This is a genomic window from Micromonospora eburnea (genome assembly GCF_900090225.1).
Lineage (GTDB): Bacteria > Actinomycetota > Actinomycetes > Mycobacteriales > Micromonosporaceae > Micromonospora > Micromonospora eburnea.
On record NZ_FMHY01000002.1, the window covers coordinates 1,746,841 to 1,766,671 of the forward strand.

Sequence of the window (19,831 nt, forward strand, 5' to 3'; positions counted from 1 at the left end):
CCGCGTACCGTGCCGCGTGCGCCCGAAGGAGGTCCGATGCTCGCCCGGCAACGGCAGAGCGCCATCCTGGAACTGATCCGCCAGCGTGGCGGCGTCCGGGTCAGTCACCTGGTCAGCCGGTTCGGGGTGTCGGACATGACCATCCGGCGGGACCTGGAGGTGCTCGCCGAACGGGGGCTGATCGACAAGGTCCACGGTGGGGCGACCCTCGCCGGCCCCGGGTCGGCCGACGAGCCCGGCTTCGCCGCGAAGTCGATCCGGCAGCAGGCTGAGAAACGGGCCATCGCCGAGCGGGCCGCCCGCCTGGTCGAGCCCGGGATGGCGATCGCGCTCTCCGCCGGCACCACCACCGCCAGCCTCGCCGCCCGGCTGGCCGAGGTACGCGACCTCACCGTCGTCACCAACTCGATACCGGTCGCCGACGCCTTCCACCAGAATCCCCGCGCCGACCAGACCGTGGTGCTCACCGGCGGCCTCCGTACGCCGTCGGACGCGTTGACCGGGCCGGTGGCCGAGGCGGCCATCGCCGCGCTCAACGTCGACCTGCTCTTCCTCGGCGTGCACGGGATGAGCCCCCGCACCGGGTTCACCACCCCGAACCTGCTGGAGGCGGCCGTCAACCGGCGGTTGATCGACGCGGCCCGGCGGCTGGTGGTGCTCGCCGACCACACCAAGTGGGAGACGATCGGCATCGCGACGATCGCCCCGCTCGCGGAGGCCGACGTGCTCGTCACCGACGCCGGCCTGCCGGCGGAGGCCCGCCGGCAGGCCGGTGAGCAGGTCGGCGAGCTGGTGGTGGTGGACACTCGTTGAGCTGCGCCGACAGCCCCGGGACTACGGCGGATCTTCGGGCGCGCACGGACCGCTGTGACCGGCCGGCAGGGGGCACCGGCGGCGGTCCGGCATGATCCAGTCGCAGAACACCCAGTGCCGTACGTGTTGGGTGTCCTCCTCGGAGACGGTGGTGCCGGCGGCGTCGACCTCTGGCCAGGTGGCCAACGCCCGGGCCAGCCTGCGGGCCAGGCCGAGCGCCGCGTCGAGGCCGCCGACCAGCACCGGCAGATGGATCACGTGGCGGGGCGGGGAGGTGTCGGTCCTGGTGAACGCCGCGACGGCGGCCCGGGGCAGGGGCGCGAAGACCGGCCCGCCGGGCACCGGCGGCGGCTCAGCGGGGCCGCTCACGACTGGCGCCGCTGGGCCTGGGCGCTCTGCCAGTCGCGCAGCGCCCGCTTGATCCGGACGTTCTCCTCGTTCAGCCGGGCCACGTCGTGGTGCAGGCTGGCCAGTTCCAGCGCGACCCGGTGCAGGAAGTGCCGTACCTCCTGCGGGTCCAGGCCGCGCCGACCGAACCCCACGGTGGAGAACTGCCGGTCGCGGACGTTGCGTGGGTGCAGCCGGGGAGGTGCGCTGCCGTAGACGTTGCTTCGGTTCATCGGTCGGCTCCCTTCGCCGCGTTGGAGGGGCGGTCCTGCCCGGAGGGGGAGTTTCCGGGCAGGACCGCCCGCCCGGCGACCGCAGCCTCAATCGGCGGGTACGGCCACCGGGCTGCCGGTGGATGGTCCTGATGTCGGACAGGACGGGGTCGCAAAGACCCGTCTTTCCGTGATAGGTATTCGTCAAGTCGGATCGGGGCCGGGATCCGCGCATCCCGGCGCCCCATGTTGAGACCCGACGAGAGCCGGTATGCGTCTGCCACACGCGAGGCCGTCTCTCGTCACCTTCTCGGCTGTTGGCACAGCCGCGGTTGCCGCGCTTGCACCGGGCGTCCCCGGGGGCCGGTGATCACCCTCACCCGAAAGGCCACATTTCCAGTGGGTTCGAACTGGAGCAATGGTTCCTTCGCGGGCTTCGCCAACTTTTTCGAGAGGTGGATCATGCCGCACAAGCCGTTCATTCGGACGCTGCGGGCGCAGTGGCTCGGGCAACAGTTGCGTGCGTTGCGAGAGGAGCGGGGGATGACCTTGAAGCTCGTCTCGGAGCACCTGCAACGCGACATGTCGGCGCTGGGCCGCTATGAGCGCGCCGACTGGCCCATCCGGAAGGGCGACGTCATCGCGCTGCTGGATCTGTACGGTTTTCACAATGCGGCCGAGCGGGCCCGCCTGCTGGCGTTGGCCGAGGAGGTCTGGCGCACCGACCGCTGGGACGAGGACTACGGCGACGTCGTCGACTCCTCATTCATCGAGTACCCATGGCTGGAAGGCCGCGCCGAGAAGGTCTGTTGCTTCCACCTGACTCTGATCCCCGGGCTCCTTCAAACGCGGGAATACGCCGAGACCGTCATCCGTAATGCAGCAGAGGAAGGCGTTCCGGAGACGACGATCGCCCGCTGGGTGGAACTCCGCATGTCGCGCCAGGAGGTGCTGACGAAGAGTCGACCGATCAAGATCTCTACAGTGATTGACGAGGCGGTTCTGCGCCGGCAGGTGGGCGGAGCGCAGGTGTTTCACAGTCAGCTTCAACATCTCTTGCGTGTCCAGCGGATGCCAAACGTCCAGATCAGGATCTTGCCCGCCGCGGTCGCTCTCCACCCTGGACTCGACGGAACGTTCTGGATATTTTGTCTGCCTGACCCATACCCGGCTGTGGCTTACGTCGAGTCTCTCGGTGGGCGGCTCTACATTGAGTCGCCGAAGGCTGAGCGGTTCGTCCAGACCTACGACCGGCTGTGGAAAGCGGCGCTCAGCGAGGGCGAGTCCGTGGCGATGATCGAAACTATTGCAGAGGAGTTGTCATGAGCGAGAGCCTTCCTCCGGTTGCGTGGCATATCAGCACCAAGAGCGACAGCAATGGTGGGAGTTGCGTTGAGGCGGGGCCGTTGCTGGACGGGTCCGGGCGGGTGGCGGTCCGGCACAGCAAGGCGCGGGACGCCGCGACGATCATCTACACCGCCGACGAGTGGGCGGCCTTCGTCGGCGGCGTCAAGGACGGCGAGTTCGACTTCGGCGAGACTCTCGGCTGAACAACCCGCGGGATGACGGGTCCGTCCGGACGGGCGACGCGGGATGCGGCACATTGCGGTGTCCCGGAGGCCGAATACCCCCGCTTGCCGCACATGAAGTGGATCTGAACGGGGTGTGGGGAGTCCTGGTCGCCGGCTCGGCGTGTCGCGCGCTCGGCGGCCCGCATGTCGCGGCCACCCGCGCGGCCGCCGAGCGGCGACGCAAGATGCGGCATGTCGCGGTGTCCCGGAGGCCGGATACCCGCATATGCCGCACGTGGAGTGGATCAGGACGACGGGGAGGCCTGGCGGATGTCGTATTTGGAACGGTGCCTTTCAGACAGTTCACAGCCACGCCGGTTAACGTGCGCTGAGCAGGCGTCCGACGCTCCACAGTGGAGCGCCGACAAGCGGGAGTGGCGATGGTCTTCAAGAAGATGTTGAGCGCGTTCGGCGTGGGCGGTCCGAGCGTCGACACGGTGCTGACCAACCCGAACACCCGGCCCGGCCTTTCCCTCGACGGGCATGTCAACCTGGTCGGTGGCGACGCGCCGGCCAGCATCGAGCAGATCAGCATCAGCCTGGTCACCCGGGTGGAGGTCGAGAGCGGCGGCTCCGAGTACGCCGGCATGATGGAGTTTCACCGGATGCCGGTCAGCGGCCGGCTGGAGTTGGCCCCGAAGCAGCAGCTCTCCATCCCGTTCCAGTTCCCGATCCCGTGGGAGACCCCGGTGACCGACGTCTACGGGCACCGGCTGCACGGCATGACCATGGGGCTGCGTACGGAGGTGGCGGTGGCCCGGGCGGTCGACAAGGGCGACCTGGACCACGTGGCCGTGCACCCGCTGCCGATCCACGAGCGGATCCTTGAGGCGTTCCAGGCGCTCGGGTTCCGCTTCAAGCACGCTGACCTGGAGCGCGGCCACATCTACGGCGTGCAGCAGACGCTCCCGTTCTACCAGGAGATCGAGTTCTTCGCCGCGCCGCAGTACGCGCAGGCGGTCAACGAGGTCGAGCTGACCTTCGTGACCAGCCCGCAGGGCGTCGAGGTGATCCTGGAGTGCGACAAGCGCGGTGGCTTCTTCACCGGTGGCCAGGATGTCATCGGCCGGTACGCCGTCCCGCACAGCGACGCCAGCCGGACCGACTGGGTCCAGGTGGTGGACGGCTGGCTGCGCGAGACCACCTCGCGCTACGGCAGCCTGCGCGCCCAGGGCTACGGGATGCCGCCCGGCGGCCACTACCCGCCGCAGGGCCACTATGCGCCGCAGGGCCACTACGGCCACCAGGGCCACCAGGGTCACCGTGGCTCGGGGATGGGTGGCATGTTGGCCGCCGGCGCCCTCGGTGTGGTCGGCGGCATGGTCGCCGGTGAGCTGATCGAGGACGCCTTCGAAGGCTTCGGCGACGACGACGGTGGGGACGAGTAGCCCGACGAACGACGACGGTGGCCCCGGGACGGATCCCGGGGCCACCGCCGCTCTCAGGTGTTACTCACTCAACGTCGGGCCGCTCGGCGCTCGGCCATCGAGTGGCGTTCGCTACCGGCCTTGGCCAGACCACGGCTGAACAGGTACGCACCGGTCAGGACCGTCAGGAACCACCACGACAGGTTCGGGTTGGCCAGGTTCAGGCCGTTACCGCCCCCGCCGGGCCAGAACGCGGCGACGATGACGCCCGCCACGGCGATGGCGTAGACCCAGAACTCCGTGGTGAGCAGGGAGTGCTTGGTCTCGGTGCCCGGCGACGGAGCCGGATGCCGGTGACCGTCCTCCATCATCGGCATCTGACGGGTCTGGGCCTCCTGCATGGCCATCCGGTTGGGCGCTTCCTGCGCCGGCCGGTTCATCGGCCTGGTGGACGCAGCCTGCGTGCTCATCTTGTCCTCCTCGGATGCGATGAGTTGCCCTCGCCCCGCTACCGCGTTTCGGCCACGGCACGGTTCGCGTTTCGTGGCGGGGGCACCCCGGGTCTACCCGAGGGGATCGGAGAGGTAACACCGACCGGCGGCCGAATGTCGTCCCCCGGAGGCCCCTTCCGGTCGGCCCAGCGCGGCTTCCGGTCGGCCCAGCGCGGCCGACTGTGCGGTCCGGCCGGCGACCGATGCCGGGATCCTCACCGGCTGAGACGCTCGGCAGGAAACGGTTTGGACCGCCGGCCGTCGGGCACGCAACAAGGATCCCTAGAACGCTGCGAGGTGGTTGACGTGCGTGAGGACGACATGCGGCAGGACGCCGCCCGCCGGGCCGAGGAACGGATCGCCGGCGGCGTGTACGGCGAGGGTGCGCTCGACGAGGTCACGGTGCCGCAGACCGACGTGCTGCGGGTGATCCAGGAGGAGGATCCGGACGACCCGGCGCGCGTCCCGATCGACCCGAACGTGCTGCGCGACGGCGGGCCGACCCGCGGTCAGGGCGCGGTCACCACGACCGGGGGCACGGCCGGGCCGGCCAGCGCCCGCCGGGTGGCCCGGCAGCCGGAGCGGCACCGGGGCAAGGTGGCACCGACCACCACCGGCGACGCCACCACCGGTGGGCTGAGCACCCCGGCCGGTGGCTCGACCAGTGATGCCTCGTCGAGCGGCAGCCAGGTCGGCAACTTCACCGACGACAGACCCCACCCGGCCTGACCCGCCCCAGCCTTGGTCGATCATGAGGTTGGCGGCGCTCGCGAGACCGCCGTCAACTCATGATCAACGGGGTTGGGCTGGTTGGGGCCGGTGGTTCAGGTGGGGCGGACGATGCCCAGGCGCTGGGTGGCGCGGGTGAGGGCCACGTAGAGGTCGCTGTGCCCGCGCGGGGACTCCGCGACGATCCGGTCCGGGTCGACCACCAGGACCGAGTCGAACTCCAGGCCCTTGGCCTGTTCGGTGGTGAGCACCACCACGCGGTTGGCCAGCTCTGGTTGCTCGCCGACGGCGGCCTCGGGCAACGCGGCGGTGACCGCCGCGCCCAGGTCGTCGACCCGGCCGGCCGGCACGATCACCCCGAGCCGCCCGTCGGTCAGCCCGGCCGCCTCCCGCGCCGCCGCCTCCACCAGCTCCGCGGCGAGCCGCTCCGCGTCGACGGTACGGTCCCACGGCGGCACGCCGCTGGCGCGTACCGAGCGGGGTGGGCGCAGCGCCGGGTCGATCTCGGCGAGCACGTCCGCGGCGACCGCCATGATCTCGGCCGGGGTGCGGTAGCTCACGGTCAGCTCCTCCAACCGCCACCGGCCCGCCACGTACGGTTCGAGCGCCTCGGACCAGGACGGCGTGCCGGCGAGGGCGCCGGTCTGCGCCACGTCACCGACGATCGTCATCGACCGGCTCGGGCAGCGCCGCATCAGCAGCCGCCACGCCATCGGTGACAACTCCTGCGCCTCGTCGACAATGATGTGCCCGAACGCCCAGCTCCGGTCGGCGGCGGCGCGCTGCGCGGTGGTCAGCCGGTCGGACTCCTTCTGCCGTTCCAGCAGCTGGTCGGCGTCGAGCAGGTCGGTGACGCCGAGGATCTCGCCACCGTCCACCTCGTCCTCGACGTCGATCGAACGGGAGCCCCGGGCGATGTCCAGCACGCCCTCGGCGTACTCGCGTTGCAGGGACCGGATCCGTTCCCGGCGGCCCGCGGCGGCGCGCTCGTCCTCGCCGAGCAGTTCGGCCACCTCGTCCAGCAGTGGCACGTCGGCCGGTGTCCAACCGCCCGGCTCGCGGTGCAGCAGCGCCCGCTCGGCGTCGGTGAGCATGGGCGCGGCGGTGGCGATCCGGGCCGGATCGGCGTACAGGTCGGCGAGCAGGCGTTGCGGGGTGAGCACCGGCCACAGCTCGTCCAGCGCGGCGCGGACCGCGGGCTCCTCGCGCAGCTCCCGGCGGATCTCGGCGACGTCGGCCTCGGAGAGGAGGTTCTCCCCGCCGAGCGGGTCGGCGCCGATCCGCTCGGCCAACTGGGTGCCGAGCGTGTGCACGATCTCGATGTCGAACAGCGCCCGGGCCAGGTTGTGCGGGCGGTTCGACCGACGGATCCGGTCCCGGGCCTGGCGCACCACGGCCGGGTCGAGGGTGAGGATCTCCCGCTGCGGCAGCTCGATCTCCAGCGGCTCGTCGGGCACCCACTGCCGGTCCCGTACGGCGTTGGCCAGCACCTCGACCAGCACCGCGCGTCCCTTCAGCGCGGCGGTCTGCGCCGGCTCGGTCCGCCGGGCCTGCACCCCGGGGAAGAGATCGGCCTGGGTACGCAGCAGCACACCGGTTTCGGCCAGTGCCGGCAGCACCTGGGAGATGTAGCGCAGGAAGGTGGCGTTCGGGCCGACCAGCAGCACGCCCCGGGTGGAGAGCTGCTGCCGGTGGGTGTAGAGCAGGTACGCGGCGCGGTGCAGCGCCACCGCCGTCTTGCCGGTGCCCGGGCCGCCCTGCACCACCAGCACGCCCGGCAGGTCGGCGCGGATGATCCGGTCCTGCTCGGCCTGGATGGTCTCGACGATGTCGCGCATCCGGCCGGTGCGACCGGCGTTGAGCGCGGCGAGCAGGGATGCCTCGCCGGTCAGTTCCTCGTGGGCGGTGGGGGAGGCCGCGGCGATGTCCAGCACCTCGTCGTTGAGCCCGGTGACCTTCCGCTCCCGGGTGCGCAGGTGCCGCCGCCGGCGTACGCCCTGCGGGTTGGCGGCGGTGGCGAGGTAGAACGCGCGGGCGGCCGGGGCCCGCCAGTCCATCAGCAGCGGGTCGTAGTCGCCGCTGGTGTCGAAGATGCCGATCCGGCCGATGTAGCGGCACGTGCCGTCGTCGCCGTCGAGCCGGCCGAAGCACAGGCCGTTCTCCACCGCGGAGAACTGCTCGACCTGGTCGGCGTACATCTGGACGGCGGACTCGCGCTGCGAGCGGGCCTGCTGCGTGCCGCCGGTGGCCCGCAGCTCCTCGGTGAGCCGCCGGGAGGCCTGTTCGCGCAGGCCGTCCAGCCGGTCGTAGAGCGTCGAGACGTATTCCTGCTCGCGGCCGATCTCGTCGTCCTGGTGCAGCTCATCCGATGCGTCGCGGTGCGTTGACAAGCCGGCTCCTCGTTGCTTAAGCTAGCGTCAGGAATGGCTTATTCAAGCCATTCCTTTTGGTGTTTGAACTGAGAAAGATACCGCGTCGCGTCGCCGTGGACCAAGCCTGGCGGTCGGCCCGCCACCACGTCATCCCGCCACGCCGCGGCTCCCGGCATGACGAGGCGGGGGCCCGGCCGGCTCGCGCCGACCGGACCCCCGCCGGGTTCCCGCTTCCGGGTCAGCCCTTGGCCGCCTGGTAGAGCCGCTCCGGCGTGACCAGGCCGGCCAGCACCCGGCCGTCGTCGGTGATCAGCACGCTGAACAGCTTCCCGGTGAGCAGGTGCCCGCTGCCCCAGTCACCGCTCACCTTCGGCAGCCCGCCGAGCACCTGGGCCACCGCGTCGGCTCCGGCCGGCGCGCCCGGCTTCGCGTCGGCCTTCGGGCCGGCGGCCGGTCCGGCCGCGTCGAGCCGCGCCACCAGCACCGTGGTCCAGCCGGTGCCGACCGTACGCACGTCCGGGCCGTGCGAGCCCAGGTCGGTGTCCGGGCGGTGCTTCCCGGCCGGCCCGCCATCGTCGGTCGCCTCGGTGACGGAGACGCCCGGCGGCGGGTTGAACCGGAACTGGTCCTCGGCCGGGGTACGGAAGTCGACCTGGGTGAAGGCCACCTCGAACGCCGGCCGGTCGGCGCCGTCGGCGAGCACCTCGAACCGCAGCGGCACGTGCTCCTTCGCGTCCAACGCGATGCGTACCTGGTGCACCAGGGAGTCGGCGTCGCGCGGGGTCAGCACCAGCTCGTACGCGTCACGCCCGGCCACCCGGGCGGTGCGGCCGACGGTGACCGCGGTGGTCGGGTCGATCGCGGCGAGCGCCCGGTCGGCGGCGTCGGCCGGGGTGGCCGGCGGGGACGGCACGGTCGCCTCGCCCGCCGCCAGCGTCCGGTGCGACGCGGTGTTGGACCGGCTGTTCCACACCCAGACGTCCCGGCCGTTGCGCAGCATGTCCTGCTCACCGAGCGTGTCGACCAGGGCGAGCCGCTGCCGCTCCGGGCCCGCGTACCAGACCCGCAGGGTGTGCGTGCCGGTGAGCAGGCCGGCCAGTTCGTTCCCGCCAGCCGAGCCGGCCAGTTCGGCGATTGGCGGCAGCCCGAGGTCGGCGCGCTGCACCACCGTGCCGGAGAGCCCGTCGAGGCGGGACGTGCGCAGGTCGTCGAGCAGTTGCGCGGCGGTACGCGGTGGCAACGCCGGGTCGGCCCCGGCGGCGAACGTGCCGACCGCGGCCCCACCGCCGATCACGATGACCCCCGCGGCCACCGGGACCACCCAGCGCAGCACGGCACGGTTCTTGATTGTGGGCATGTTGGACACCTCCTGACCGTAATGGTGCACGTCGGTCGCTGTGCGGACGCTGAGGAGATTCCCTAGGGGGTGTCACCTGGTGGCACCCTTGGACGGGTGCGATTGCTGGTGGTGGAGGACGAGTCGCGGCTCGCGTACGCGTTGCAGCGGGGCCTACAGGCCGAGGGCTTCGCGGTGGACGTCGAGTCGACCGGGCCGGCCGGGCTGGACGCCGCCCGGCACGGCGGCTACGACGCGATGATCCTCGACGTGATGCTGCCCGGCCTCTCCGGCTACGAGGTGGTGCGCCGGCTGCGGGCCGAGGAGCACTGGTTGCCGGTGCTGATGCTCTCGGCCAAGGACGGCGAGTACGACCAGGCCGACGGGCTGGACTGCGGGGCCGACGACTACCTCACCAAACCGTTCTCGTACGTGGTGCTGCTGGCCCGGCTGCGGGCGCTGCTGCGCCGGGGCGCGCCGCAACGCCCTACCGTGCTCACGGTCGGTGACCTGCGGCTGGACCCGGCGCGGCGGCGGGTGACCCGGGCCGACGTCGAGGTGGCCCTGACCACCCGCGAGTACGCCCTGCTCGACTATCTGATGCGCCGGCCCGGCGAGGTGGTCTCCAAGACCGAACTGCTCGACCACGTCTGGGACGCCAGCCTGGACACCGCCCCGAACGCCGTCGAGGTCTACGTCGGCTACCTGCGCCGCAAGATCGGCCGCGACCGCCTGGAGACAATCCGCGGCGCCGGCTACCGCCTGCGATGAAGACGCAAGGAAGGGCCCCCTCTTATCGCCTCCGGTATAGGAAGAGTCCCCTGTTGACGCTCGGCCTGCGGGCCCGGCTGATGGTGCTCGGCGTGTTCGGGCTCAGCGCCGGGTTCGCGCTCGGCGGGGTGCTGCTGCTCGGCGCGCTCGGCTGGACCCTGCAACGCACGATCGACGCCGAGGCGTTCCAGACCGCGGACGCGGTCGCGCGGCTGGCCGCCGAGGACAGCCTGCCCGATCCGCTGCCGGTCGCCGGTGGCCAGCTCCGCGTCCAGGTCGTCGACGCCCAGGGCCGGGTCCGCGCCGCCTCCATCGACGCCGACCGGCTGATCCCGATGCTCCGTCCCGACCAGCTCCGAGCCGGGCAGCGCCAACGGCTCATGGAGGACGGGCGGCGGGTCGGCCTCAGCGGCCCGGTGCGGGTGGTGGCCGTACCGGTGGGTGCCCCCGCCGGCCCGCTCACGGTGCTGGTCGCCAAGTCGATGGCCGATGTCCGGCAGAGCCTGCACGTGGTCCGGACCCTGCTGCTGGTGGGGTTCCCGCTGCTGGTCGCCGGGCTGGCCGTGGTCGCCTGGCGGGTGGTCGGCGCGACGCTGCGCCCGGTCGAGGCGTTACGCAGCGGCGCCGCCGAGATCACCGGTCGGGCCGGGCCGGGGCGGCTGCCCGTACCGGCGGCGCGGGACGAGATCCAGCGGCTGGCGGTCACCCTCAACGACATGCTGGACCGGCTGGAGGCGTCGCGCGCCCGGCAGCGGGCCTTCGTCGCCGACGCCGCCCATGAGCTGCGCAGCCCGCTGACCAACATGCGTACGGAGCTGGAGGTGGCCCGGCGGCTGGGCGGCGCGACGGACTGGCCGGCGGTGGCGGAGAACCTGCTCGCGGACACCGACCGGCTGGCCCGGCTCGTCGACGACCTGCTGTTGCTGGCCCGCCTCGACGAGCAGTCGGCCCGGCCCGCCGGGCATCCGTCGCGGGCGGTGGGACCGGTGGAGCTGGGCGAGCTGCTGCGCACCGTCGCCGGCCGCTACCCCGCCCCGCCGGTACGCGTCACGCCGCCGGCCGGGCCGCTGTGGACCGAGGGCGATCCGGGGGAGTTGCATCGGGTGTTCGCCAACCTGGTGGAGAACGCGTTGCGGCACGCGTACGGCGAGGTGCTGCTGGCGGTCAGCGGCCCGCACCTCGACCCGCCGGTGCGCAACGGGAGCGGCGCGACGGAGCCGGCGAGGTCGACAGGACGGCGCGGGGCGTACCACCTGGTGACCGTGACCGACGACGGGCCGGGCATCCCGGCGGCCGACCGGGAGCGGGTCTTCGCCCGGTTCACCCGGCTGGACGACGCCCGGGCCCGGGACGCCGGCGGCACCGGGCTGGGGCTGGCCATCGTGCGGGAGCTGGTGCGCCGGGCGGGCGGCTCGGTGGAACTCGCCGACGCCGTTTCCCGGGACCGGGCGGCGACCGGGCCGGGGCTACGGGTGACGGTACGGCTGCCGGCGCTGGACGACCCGGAGACCGACTGACCGTGGCGGTCCCGCGCGTGGCCCCCGTCGGCCGGCCGCCGGGCCCGTCGTCCCGGCGGGGCGACGGGCCCGGTACGCGGGTCAGCAGCGCGGCACGTTCGGGATGAAACCGCTGTGCCCGGTCAGCACGTACGCGTCGGCGACGTACTGGTTGGTGCCGATCCGGTTCCAGACGTTGCTCGTGCCGTACGTGCCGGTCACGGTGGTGCCGGTGGTCTGGCAGTAGATGCTGACGGTCGCGCCGTGGGCGACGGAGCCGGCGACGGCGTAGCCGGTCCCGGGGCCGGAGCGGACGTTGAGGGTCCCGCCACCGGTGTTCACGGTGCCGCTGCCGATGCCGGTCACGCCGTTGACGAGCTGCATGTAGTACGTCCAGTTCCAGTACGGGCCGGGATCGGTGTGCGTCGCCCCCGGCACCTCGATGTGCCCGATGATGTGCGAGCGGTCCTTCGGGATGCCGTACTTGTTCGCGAGGTTGCGGGTCAGCGCCGCGGAGGCCCGGTACATGGCGTCGGTGTACCAGCTCGGGTTGTCGACGTAACCCTCGTGCTCGATCCCGATGGACTGGGTGTTGTACGTCCAGTTGCCGGCGTGCCAGGCGATGTCCTTCTCCCGGACCGACTGGGTGATCGCCCCGTCCGAGGAGCGGACCGTGTAGTGCGCGCTGACCTGGGCCGACGGGTTCTGGAACCAGCTGATCGAGCCGGCGTAGGAGCCCTGGGTGATGTGGATGACCACGTAGTTGATCCGGTAGTCGGTGGTGCGGTTGGCCACCGTGTAGTTGCCGGAGTAGGCGGGCGCCCAGGCGGCCGGCCCGTAGTCGGTGCTCAGGGTGCCGACGCCGCCGGTACCGAGTGCCGGCACCTGGGCCAGTTCGCCGCGCTGTGGGGCGGTCGGCCGGCCGGTGACCGTCAGCGTGCCGCCCCGGGTGGCGGTGAATCCGGTGGCGAGCAGGTCGTAGACGGTGTCGGCGTAGAGCCGGGCGACCGGCGGGCTGGTCGCGCCGCCGTACCGGGCGACCGCGCCGTACCACCGGCCGGCGTTCCCACGGTCGGTGGCGGTCAGGCCCGCCCGGTCGGCGTACGACCGCAGCACGGCGGCGGCTCCGGTGATGTTCGCGGCCGGGTCGGTGCGCAGTGCCGCGCGGTCGAGCCCGGTCAGGGTGGCCGCCTCGTCGAGGGTGCGCCCGGCCGGGTTGCTGGTGAGGTGCATCGGGCCGTACCCGCCCGAGGCGCTCGGTGCGCCTCCGTGCCCGTCCAGCCGGGTATCGGCGTAGCCGAGCGCGACGAGCAGGTCACGGGGCACGTCGTACCGGGCGGCGGCGGTGTCGAAGGCGGCGCTCAGCGGGCCGGCCGCCGGGCCGGCGGGTGCGGCGAGGGCGGGCCCGGCGCCGAGAGCGGACTGGGCGGACAGGCAGAGGGTCAGCGTCAGCATGGCGCCGACCAGGCGGTCCGGTCGACGCGGGGAGAACCGAAGGCGCACCGTAGCTCCTTTTCGGAGGACCCGGATGGGGGTCGGGTGGCCGTACGGTATACCGCGATGGCTGTCGATGTATAGATTTTGCGACAGAGCCGTGCTGCGTGGCGAGAATTTTCAGGCGGGTCAGCTCCGGCGGGTGCAGACCGGAGCGGCCCGGGCCACCGTGTCGGTGGACCAGACCACCGCGACCGTGAAGCAGTAGTCGGTGCTGCGGCTGAGCCCGTAGGCGGTGTAGCTGTCGGTCCCGGCGGGCAGTTCGAGGAAGGTGTGCTGCTCCTGCCCCGAGCGGCCCCCGGCCACCACCACCGGCCCCTCCGCGCCGGCCGGGTACGTCCAGTTCAGCACGATGCTGTCCCGCCGGTCGGTCAGCCGGACCGCTCCGGGTGGGGTGCCGGGGGAGGCTGCGGGCGCGGCGTTCGGCGTACCGGTGTGGGTCGGTGTGCCGCCGGTCGGCGTGCCGGTGGTGCCGGGCCCGGGGCCCGGGGTCTCGCGCGGCCGGTCCACCCGGGACACCCCGGCGATCACCGCGATGGTGCCGAGCAGCAGCGCCACGACCACCCCGGCGATCACCAGCGGCAGCCACGGGTTGGCCCGTGCCGCGGGCGTCGGTGGCCGGGGCACGGGCACCGGCAGGTAGCGCGACGGCGACTCGGGCTCGGCGGCGCGCGGCACCTGGCGTACGCCCTCCGGCTCGCCCTCGGTCAGCCCGAACACGGTGGGCGGCAGTGCGCTCTCCGCCGGCCGCCAGGGCTCGGCGGCCGGCTCGTGCGGCGGCCACGGGAAGTCGTCGAGCGGGTCGTCGGCGGCCTCGGGCGGAATCCGGGGGCTGGGCACACTCGGGTGGTCGCCCTCGGCCCGGTCCGGCGGGTGGTAGAGCGGAGGTTCGGGGAGGGTGGGCTCGGGCGGGCCCTCGGCGGCCGGTGGCACCCGGGCGGCGGGTACGACCGGAGTCTCCCGGGCCGGCGGCTCCGGGTCGGCGCCGAATTGTTCCGGGGCGACGTAGGCGGGTGCCGGGGTGGCGCAGACGTGGTCCGGGTCGGCGGCGGCCCGGGCCACCCCGGCCACCTGCGCGGCGAGCGGGTCGTCGGCGGGCAGGTGCAGCCCGCACAGCTCCTCGGCGAGCGACAGGTGCTCGTGGGACTCGGCGTACCGGCCGCAGTCGCGTTCCATCGCGCCGAGCCTGGCCAGCATCTTGATGCCGCTCGGGTGGCCGTCGCCGTACACCTCGCGGTGCAGCTCCCAGGTGTCCTGCAAGCGGTCGCGGGCGACGTCGCACTGGCCGCGGGAGTATTCCACGGTGGCCAGGTCGGCGTGGGCGGCCAGCACCCGCTGCGACTCCGGGCCGTCCCGGGCGGTCAGTTCGATGATGACCTCGGAGTAGAGCCGGGCGGCCCGGGCGTCGGCGCCGACCCGGTGCAGCACCGCGGCCAGGGTGGCGGCGGCGGTGATCGTGCGCTCGTCGGAGCGGCCGTGCAGCCGGGTGGCCGCCGCGTACGCGAAGGCGGCCCAGCCGCGCGCGGTGTGCGGCTCGCCGAGGGCGACCAGCACCCGGGCCTGGAGCCCGGCGGCCTCGGCCAGCTCGGGGGAGGCGTTGGCGGGATGTGGATCGGCGTCGGTCAGCGCGTCGGCGAGCAGCCGTTGGGCCCCGGCGAGGTCACCCTCGGCCACCAGGTGGTGCGCCTGGACAGTCAGTTCACCGAAGCCGGAGGTCACGCCCCATCGTGCTCGGCCGGCGACGGTAAGTACAACCCCCGCTGTGGATCAGTTTGGTCGGGATCCGGTCAGGTGATCGGCCAGCGTCTCGCTGATCCGGCGGAGCTGGTCCACCTGCGCGGGGCTCAACGCGTCGAACAGGTGCCGGCGTACCCCTTCGACGTGGCCGGGCGCGGCGGCGGCCAGGGTGGCGTGGCCGGCGTCGGTGAGGACGGCGAACTGCCCCCGCCGGTCGGTCGGGCACTCCTCGCGGCGGACCCAGCCCTCGGCCTCTAGCCGGGCGACCGCGTGCGAGAGCCGGCTGCGGGACGAGCCGGTGGTGTCGGCCAGCTCGCTCATCCGCAGCCGTCGCTCCGGGGCCTCGGAGAGCCGGACCAGGATCTCGTAGTACGCGTGCGGCATCCCGGCGTCGCGTTGCAGCTCGCGGTCGAGGGCGTCCATCAGCGCCCGGGAGGCGGCGAGGTACGCGCGCCAGGTTCGCTGCTCGTCGGGGTTCAGCCACCTCGTCATGGCGTCCATCATAGGGCAACTTGTTGAACGCTCAATCAAATCGCGCTACCGTCGGAGACATGGGAATCCACCGCCTCAACCACGCCGTCCTCTACGTCCGCGACCTTGAACGCAGCGTCGCCTTCTACCGCGACGTGCTCGGTTTCCGCCCGGTCCCGATGACGCCGGACGGCTTCCGCGGCGCCGCCTTCCTTCAGGCGCCCGACTCCACCAACGATCACGACCTCGGCCTGTTCGAGATCGGCGCCGCCGCCAGCCCGTCGCCGGCCGGCCGGGCCACCGTCGGCCTCTACCACCTCGCCTGGGAGCTGGACACCCTGGATGAACTGGCCGCCACCGCCGAGCGGCTGGCCGCCGCCGGCGCCCTGGTCGGCGCCTCCGACCACGGCACCACCAAGAGCCTCTACGGGCAGGACCCGGACGGCCTGGAGTTCGAGATCGTCTGGATCGTCCCGGCCGACCTGCTCGACGAGGCCGCCCTCGCCGCCCGCAAACGGATCGGCCGGCTCGACCTGGACCGGGAGCGGCAGCGCTACGGCGGCCAGACCCGCGGCGGGGTGGGGATCTCCGTCCCGGCCTGAACAGCCGATGCGGTAGAACGGCAGGATGTCGACCGACGCCGTCCTGCGCGAGCTGCTCGTCCGGCAGCTCGACCACTGGCTACCGGGGGCGCTGCACCGTTCCCGGCGGGCCACCCTCGCCCTCGCGTACGCCGGGAGTGACCCCGCGGGCGCGGCGGCCGCGCTGCGGGTGGTGGCCGAGTTCGCCGACCGGCTGCGCGGGCGGCGGCTGACCGTGCTGGTGCTCGCCCCCGACGGCACCGAGCTGCCGACCCGGCTCGGCGCGGTCGAGGCGACCCTGCCGGCCGACGTCGCCGTGCACGTGGTCCCCGGCCACCCGGACCGGCTGCCGGTGGCGCTCAAGGCCGCCGGCGCGGCGGGCGCCCCGCTGCTGACCGTGGTCGACGGCGGCGACCCCGACCCGGCCCTGCTGGCCGCCGCCGCGTCCGGCCGCCCGGCCGAGCTGCTGCTGGTCACCGAGCCCGGCCGGGCGCTGCGGCCGCTGCTGACCACGGCCGGTTTCCCGCTGGCCACCGAGGTGGAACTGGTCCCCGCCACCGATACACCGGCCCGGCTGCTCGGCTACGCCACCGGCTCCGACCGGGCGTTGGAGGCGCTCAAGGACGCGCTCTGGGACCTCGACGAGTACGCCGGGGTGCGCTACCGGGACCCGGCCGACCCCGCCGGCCGCCCGGTGGACATCAGCCTCGACCCGGAGCCCGGCCCGCTGCGCCGCGAACTGCTCGCCGAACTCGCCCGCTCCGGCCCCCGTACGGTGACCGAGCTGCGCCGCTTCGCGGTCACCTCGACGATCTACCGGGCCGCCGACGCCAACCGGGCGCTGGTCACGCTGCTCGCCGCGGGCGCGGTCACCCGCGAGCCCGAGCACGGCCGGCTCGGCGGGGACGTAATGATCACCGCCGACCCGGGCGGGACTGCTGAGCCAACTGCCTGACCACGATGGACGCGCCGGTCGCGATCACGCCGATGCTGAACAGCATCTGCCCGCACACCACCAACCGGGCGACCTGCCCCTGCGCGTGCACGTCGCCGTACCCGACGGTGGTGATCGTGCTCAGCGCGAAATAGAGGGCGTCCACCCGGGTCTGTAGCCCGACGAACTCGCCGGCCCGGTTGGTGGCGATCACAAAGTCGCCGAGGGCGAAGGCGAGCACCCCGGCGACCAGCGCGACCGCGAGGCGGACCAGCGAGCGGGTCGCCGCCTCGCCGGTCGGCCCGGCGGGTGCGAGCTGATCGCGTACCCGCCGGGTGATCGCGACGGCGACAGCCACCACCACGACCACGGTGCCGATCGTGCGCAGGACGAGGCGGACCGTGTTCGGGTCGTACGCCAGCGGCACGAGGAAGTACGCCGCGAGCAGCAGCAGGCACGCCACCAACGCCCGTCGGCGCTCCCGCCGGTACGTCCCGTCGGCCATGCGGCGATTCTCCGCCCCGACGCGGCCGGATCGGTGAAAACGGCCAAGCCACTCGGCCGGCACGCCCGAGGCTCGTGCCGCCGGACCTGGCCCGCTGGTCCGTCGTCTCGGTCGGGGTGTGGTGGCCGGCGCGCCAGGACAGGACAGCGGCCCCCGGTCAGCGGGGCTTTCCGCGGGCGATCAGCCGGCGTACGTGGCCGGGAGGCGTCCGCCGGGCCGGATCGGGCGGGGGCGCACCACCCCGGCGGGCAGCGGTTGCTCGCGGGCGGCCCGGAACGCGCCCGGGCTCACCCCGACCTCGCGGCTGAAGAAGCGGCCGAAGTTGGTCGGCTCGGGGAAGCCGAGCCACCGGCCGATCCGGCCGACCGGCTCGTCGGTGGCGGCGAGTAGCCGGCAGGCCTGCAACGCGACCCGGTCGTCGATCACCTGCTTCGCGCTGCGCCCGGTCACCGCCAGGCAGGCGCGGGTCAGCGTACGCACCGAGCAGCCGATCCGGGCGGCGTAGTCCTCCACCCGGCGGGTGCGCTGGTAGCCGCGCTCCAGCTCGCGGCGCAGCCGCTGGAAGGTGTCCGTCTCCGGGCGCGACGCGTGCCCCGACTCGCCGGACAGCAGCGCCAGCCGTAGCAACAGCACGGCGAGCTGGTGGCGCAGCAGCGCCGTGGCGGCGGGCACCCCCGCGTGGCGCTCCGCGTCCACGGTCAGCTGGGTCACCTCGCTGATCACCGCGTCCTCGTCCTCCCCGGCCAGTTGCCGGTACGCCGGCACCGCGTCCAGGTCGACGTCGAGGCCGCTCAGCGTGCCGGTGCTCCAGCTCACCACCGTCGCGTCGAGCTGCGGGCCGAGGCAGCGCAGCACCTGGCCGGGGCGGGCCCGCAATAGCGCGCCGGGCCGGCAGGGCAGCGCCCGGAAGTCCAGCTCGGCGCTGCCGTGGCCGCCCGTGATCAGGATCAGCAGGTCGGCGTCGAGCAGCACCGGGCGAGGCCAGCCGGGCTCGGGCGCGAGGTCACCGAGCGCGCCGGTGGTGATGCCGTCGATGTCGTGATCGAGGATGGGCGGGTCGGTGCGGGTGGCCGGAGGGAGCTGACCGGGAGTGACCATCGTCCCGACGTTAATCGCCGGCGGCGGATGTTGCACTTCGGCGGATTCGGGCATCCGGGACGGGTCTTGTCGCCGGGGACGCCGGCCGGCTAGGTTACCGATCGGTAGTGCCGGGGTCGCGCCGGAGCGGCCCGCGGCCCCCACCGACTCGCGATGGGGTGGGCATGACGGATCTGTTCTCGGTCGAAGGCAAGACGGTCCTGGTCACCGGCGGCTCGCGAGGGATCGGGCTCATGATCGCCCGAGGCTTCGTACGGGCGGGCGCGAAGGTCATCATCTCCTCGCGCAAGGCCGACGTCTGCGAACGGGTGGCCGAGGAACTGTCCGCCGAGGGGAGCTGCGAGGCGATCCCCGCCGACCTGAGCGCCGACGAGGGCGCCTCGGGGCTGGCCGCCGCCGTCCGCGAGCGCACCGACCGGCTCGACGTCCTGGTCAACAACGCCGGCGCCACCTGGGGCGCGCCGCTGGAGGCGTACCCGGAGAGCGCTTTCGACAAGCTCTGGGCGGTCAACGTCAAGGCCGTCTTCCGGCTCACCACCGCGTTGCTGCCGGCGCTGCGCGCGGCAGCCAGCGCCGACGACCCGGCCCGCGTGATCAACATCGGGTCGATCGACGGCCTCCGCGTGCCGTGGATGGAGGTGTACGCCTACTCGGCGACCAAGGCGGCCGTGCACATGCTCACCCGCAGCCTCGCCCACCAGCTCGCCGGCGAGCAGATCACGGTCAACGCGATCGCTCCCGGGCCGTTCGAGAGCAAGATGATGGCCTTCGCGCTGGACGACCCGGCGTCCCGGGCGGCGATCGAGCAACAGGTGCCGCTGGGCCGGATCGGTCGTCCCGAGGACATGGCGGGCACCGCGATCTACCTGTCGTCCCGGGCCGGGGCGTACCTGACCGGGGCGGTGATCCCCGTCGACGGCGGCATCACCACGCACGGCTGAGTCGGGGCGTACCCCGGGCCCGTGAGTTGCCGGAGCCGCGCGGACTCGGCAGATCCGCGCGGCCCGGGTGTGCGTCGTCAGCGGCCGGCGAGCAGCCGGTTGACCGCCGTGTCGACGTCCAGGTGCTCGGCCTCCCGGCCGCGCGGGACGACGACGTAGGTCCGGCGCAGGAAGCGCACGAGGACGCTGCGCGGGACCTCGAAGAGGGCGTTGCCGTCCGGGGACGACAGCGCGAGCGCGACGAAGTCGCCGCGCGGCGTGGCCCACGGCCAGACCCGGACGTCGCCGATGCCGGCCGGCTCGTCGAGCCCGGTGACCAGCAGTTCACGGGCGAACGACCAGCTCACCGCCTCACCACCGGCCGATTCGGCGTGGAACAGGACGTGGACCGCATACGGGTCAGCAGGGTCGTAACGCAAGCTGGCACGCACCGGCAATGCGGTGGCGTCAGGCGCGACGAGCCTTAGCGACGTCTCGACCTCTACGGTCGTCGGTCGAATGACACTCATGGACGTTCTCCCCCCG

General features: G+C 73.1%; 21 protein-coding genes. 10 read left to right on the plus strand and 11 right to left on the minus strand.

Annotation, left to right across the window (positions count from 1 at the left end):
• The first annotated feature begins 36 nt into the window (after positions 1-36).
• The gene (locus GA0070604_RS08245) at positions 37-813 is read left to right on the plus strand and encodes a DeoR/GlpR family DNA-binding transcription regulator (RefSeq protein WP_091116816.1); all 777 of its coding nucleotides are present in this window, start codon (positions 37-39) and stop codon (positions 811-813) included.
• A 21-nt stretch (positions 814-834) separates the two neighbouring features.
• Here the strand turns inward: GA0070604_RS08245 and GA0070604_RS08250 are convergent, their stop codons facing one another.
• Together GA0070604_RS08250 and GA0070604_RS08255 are read right to left on the minus strand one after the other, a co-directional pair.
• Positions 835-1,182 carry a hypothetical protein gene (locus tag GA0070604_RS08250; RefSeq protein WP_244161786.1) on the minus strand — a complete coding sequence of 116 codons (348 nt, stop codon included), beginning with the start codon at positions 1,180-1,182 and terminating at the stop codon, positions 835-837.
• Positions 1,179-1,433: a DivIVA domain-containing protein gene (locus GA0070604_RS08255; RefSeq protein WP_091116818.1), complete on the minus strand. Its 255-nt coding sequence runs from the start codon at positions 1,431-1,433 to the stop codon at positions 1,179-1,181. Before GA0070604_RS08255 ends, GA0070604_RS08250 begins: the two co-directional genes overlap by 4 nt.
• A 441-nt stretch (positions 1,434-1,874) precedes the next feature.
• Between GA0070604_RS08255 and GA0070604_RS08260 the strand changes: the two genes are divergently transcribed.
• The 3 genes from GA0070604_RS08260 (at position 1,875) to GA0070604_RS08270 (ending at position 4,371) form a co-directional block, all read left to right on the plus strand.
• The gene (locus tag GA0070604_RS08260) at positions 1,875-2,738 is read left to right on the plus strand and encodes a helix-turn-helix domain-containing protein (RefSeq protein WP_091126973.1); all 864 of its coding nucleotides are present in this window, start codon (positions 1,875-1,877) and stop codon (positions 2,736-2,738) included.
• Positions 2,735-2,962, plus strand: coding sequence for a DUF397 domain-containing protein (locus GA0070604_RS08265; protein ID WP_091116821.1), 228 nt, complete (start codon positions 2,735-2,737; stop codon positions 2,960-2,962). The genes GA0070604_RS08260 and GA0070604_RS08265 overlap by 4 nt, the downstream gene beginning before the upstream one ends.
• 401 nt (positions 2,963-3,363) lie before the next feature.
• On the plus strand, positions 3,364-4,371 hold the full coding sequence (locus GA0070604_RS08270; RefSeq protein ID WP_091126974.1) for a sporulation protein: 1,008 nt from the start codon (positions 3,364-3,366) through the stop codon (positions 4,369-4,371).
• 68 nt (positions 4,372-4,439) lie between these two features.
• Here the strand turns inward: GA0070604_RS08270 and GA0070604_RS08275 are convergent, their stop codons facing one another.
• Positions 4,440-4,820, minus strand: coding sequence for a hypothetical protein (locus GA0070604_RS08275; protein WP_091116824.1), 381 nt, complete (start codon positions 4,818-4,820; stop codon positions 4,440-4,442).
• A gap of 327 nt (positions 4,821-5,147) precedes the next feature.
• On the opposite strand from GA0070604_RS08275, the gene GA0070604_RS08285 reads away from it, so the two are divergent.
• Complete coding sequence (locus GA0070604_RS08285; protein ID WP_091116832.1) at positions 5,148-5,570, plus strand: hypothetical protein; 423 nt, start codon at positions 5,148-5,150, stop codon at positions 5,568-5,570.
• Between the two features lie 95 nt (positions 5,571-5,665).
• Here GA0070604_RS08285 and GA0070604_RS08290 read toward each other — a convergent pair whose 3' ends face one another.
• Together GA0070604_RS08290 and GA0070604_RS08295 are read right to left on the minus strand one after the other, a co-directional pair.
• The gene (locus GA0070604_RS08290; RefSeq protein WP_091116835.1) at positions 5,666-7,960 is read right to left on the minus strand and encodes a HelD family protein; all 2,295 of its coding nucleotides are present in this window, start codon (positions 7,958-7,960) and stop codon (positions 5,666-5,668) included.
• A gap of 220 nt (positions 7,961-8,180) precedes the next feature.
• A complete protein-coding gene (locus GA0070604_RS08295; RefSeq protein WP_091116839.1) occupies positions 8,181-9,299 on the minus strand; it encodes a LolA family protein in 1,119 nt (372 codons plus the stop codon).
• Positions 9,300-9,395: 96 nt separating this feature from the next.
• Between GA0070604_RS08295 and GA0070604_RS08300 the strand changes: the two genes are divergently transcribed.
• On the plus strand, positions 9,396-10,049 hold the full coding sequence (locus GA0070604_RS08300) for a response regulator transcription factor (protein WP_091116842.1): 654 nt from the start codon (positions 9,396-9,398) through the stop codon (positions 10,047-10,049).
• An 80-nt stretch (positions 10,050-10,129) separates the two neighbouring features.
• Positions 10,130-11,566 (plus strand): ATP-binding protein, encoded by a 1,437-nt coding sequence (locus tag GA0070604_RS08305; RefSeq protein ID WP_091126975.1) that lies wholly within the window; start codon positions 10,130-10,132, stop codon positions 11,564-11,566.
• An 81-nt stretch (positions 11,567-11,647) separates the two neighbouring features.
• Here GA0070604_RS08305 and GA0070604_RS33385 read toward each other — a convergent pair whose 3' ends face one another.
• The 3 genes from GA0070604_RS33385 to GA0070604_RS08320 all read right to left on the minus strand — a co-directional run bounded on the left by GA0070604_RS33385 (position 11,648) and on the right by GA0070604_RS08320 (position 15,277).
• A complete protein-coding gene (locus GA0070604_RS33385) occupies positions 11,648-13,048 on the minus strand; it encodes an N-acetylmuramoyl-L-alanine amidase (RefSeq protein ID WP_244161788.1) in 1,401 nt (466 codons plus the stop codon).
• A gap of 120 nt (positions 13,049-13,168) precedes the next feature.
• Positions 13,169-14,758, minus strand: a complete 1,590-nt coding sequence (locus GA0070604_RS08315) for a tetratricopeptide repeat protein (RefSeq protein WP_091116846.1) — start codon at positions 14,756-14,758, stop codon at positions 13,169-13,171.
• A 48-nt stretch (positions 14,759-14,806) separates the two neighbouring features.
• The gene (locus GA0070604_RS08320) at positions 14,807-15,277 is read right to left on the minus strand and encodes a MarR family winged helix-turn-helix transcriptional regulator (protein WP_091126977.1); all 471 of its coding nucleotides are present in this window, start codon (positions 15,275-15,277) and stop codon (positions 14,807-14,809) included.
• Between the two features lie 50 nt (positions 15,278-15,327).
• Between GA0070604_RS08320 and GA0070604_RS08325 the strand changes: the two genes are divergently transcribed.
• Positions 15,328-15,849, plus strand: a complete 522-nt coding sequence (locus GA0070604_RS08325) for a VOC family protein (protein ID WP_091116849.1) — start codon at positions 15,328-15,330, stop codon at positions 15,847-15,849.
• A gap of 25 nt (positions 15,850-15,874) precedes the next feature.
• Positions 15,875-16,783 (plus strand): hypothetical protein, encoded by a 909-nt coding sequence (locus GA0070604_RS08330; RefSeq protein WP_091116853.1) that lies wholly within the window; start codon positions 15,875-15,877, stop codon positions 16,781-16,783.
• Here GA0070604_RS08330 and GA0070604_RS08335 read toward each other — a convergent pair.
• The gene (locus GA0070604_RS08335) at positions 16,743-17,267 is read right to left on the minus strand and encodes a potassium channel family protein (RefSeq protein WP_091116857.1); all 525 of its coding nucleotides are present in this window, start codon (positions 17,265-17,267) and stop codon (positions 16,743-16,745) included. The genes GA0070604_RS08330 and GA0070604_RS08335 overlap by 41 nt on opposite strands.
• A 180-nt stretch (positions 17,268-17,447) precedes the next feature.
• Positions 17,448-18,365, minus strand: coding sequence for a helix-turn-helix domain-containing protein (locus tag GA0070604_RS08340; protein ID WP_091116860.1), 918 nt, complete (start codon positions 18,363-18,365; stop codon positions 17,448-17,450).
• Positions 18,366-18,529: 164 nt separating this feature from the next.
• Here GA0070604_RS08340 and GA0070604_RS08345 point away from each other — a divergent pair, with 164 nt between their 5' ends.
• Complete coding sequence (locus tag GA0070604_RS08345; RefSeq protein WP_091116863.1) at positions 18,530-19,306, plus strand: glucose 1-dehydrogenase; 777 nt, start codon at positions 18,530-18,532, stop codon at positions 19,304-19,306.
• Between the two features lie 77 nt (positions 19,307-19,383).
• Here GA0070604_RS08345 and GA0070604_RS08350 read toward each other — a convergent pair whose 3' ends face one another.
• Positions 19,384-19,815: an SsgA family sporulation/cell division regulator gene (locus tag GA0070604_RS08350; RefSeq protein WP_007457244.1), complete on the minus strand. Its 432-nt coding sequence runs from the start codon at positions 19,813-19,815 to the stop codon at positions 19,384-19,386.
• Positions 19,816-19,831 lie beyond the last annotated feature (16 nt).

Coding starts and splice junctions, on each gene's coding strand:
- GA0070604_RS08335 (WP_091116857.1), bottom strand. CDS start 17,267: ATGGCCGACGGGACGTACCGGCGGGAGCGCCGACGGGCGTTGGTGGCG.
- GA0070604_RS08270 (WP_091126974.1), top strand. CDS start 3,364: ATGGTCTTCAAGAAGATGTTGAGCGCGTTCGGCGTGGGCGGTCCGAGC.
- GA0070604_RS08275 (WP_091116824.1), bottom strand. CDS start 4,820: ATGAGCACGCAGGCTGCGTCCACCAGGCCGATGAACCGGCCGGCGCAG.
- GA0070604_RS08305 (WP_091126975.1), top strand. CDS start 10,130: ATGGTGCTCGGCGTGTTCGGGCTCAGCGCCGGGTTCGCGCTCGGCGGG.
- GA0070604_RS08245 (WP_091116816.1), top strand. CDS start 37: ATGCTCGCCCGGCAACGGCAGAGCGCCATCCTGGAACTGATCCGCCAG.
- GA0070604_RS08350 (WP_007457244.1), bottom strand. CDS start 19,815: ATGAGTGTCATTCGACCGACGACCGTAGAGGTCGAGACGTCGCTAAGG.
- GA0070604_RS08325 (WP_091116849.1), top strand. CDS start 15,328: ATGGGAATCCACCGCCTCAACCACGCCGTCCTCTACGTCCGCGACCTT.
- GA0070604_RS08340 (WP_091116860.1), bottom strand. CDS start 18,365: ATGGTCACTCCCGGTCAGCTCCCTCCGGCCACCCGCACCGACCCGCCC.
- GA0070604_RS08265 (WP_091116821.1), top strand. CDS start 2,735: ATGAGCGAGAGCCTTCCTCCGGTTGCGTGGCATATCAGCACCAAGAGC.
- GA0070604_RS08260 (WP_091126973.1), top strand. CDS start 1,875: ATGCCGCACAAGCCGTTCATTCGGACGCTGCGGGCGCAGTGGCTCGGG.
- GA0070604_RS08295 (WP_091116839.1), bottom strand. CDS start 9,299: ATGCCCACAATCAAGAACCGTGCCGTGCTGCGCTGGGTGGTCCCGGTG.
- GA0070604_RS08330 (WP_091116853.1), top strand. CDS start 15,875: ATGTCGACCGACGCCGTCCTGCGCGAGCTGCTCGTCCGGCAGCTCGAC.
- GA0070604_RS08345 (WP_091116863.1), top strand. CDS start 18,530: ATGACGGATCTGTTCTCGGTCGAAGGCAAGACGGTCCTGGTCACCGGC.
- GA0070604_RS08255 (WP_091116818.1), bottom strand. CDS start 1,433: ATGAACCGAAGCAACGTCTACGGCAGCGCACCTCCCCGGCTGCACCCA.
- GA0070604_RS08320 (WP_091126977.1), bottom strand. CDS start 15,277: ATGGACGCCATGACGAGGTGGCTGAACCCCGACGAGCAGCGAACCTGG.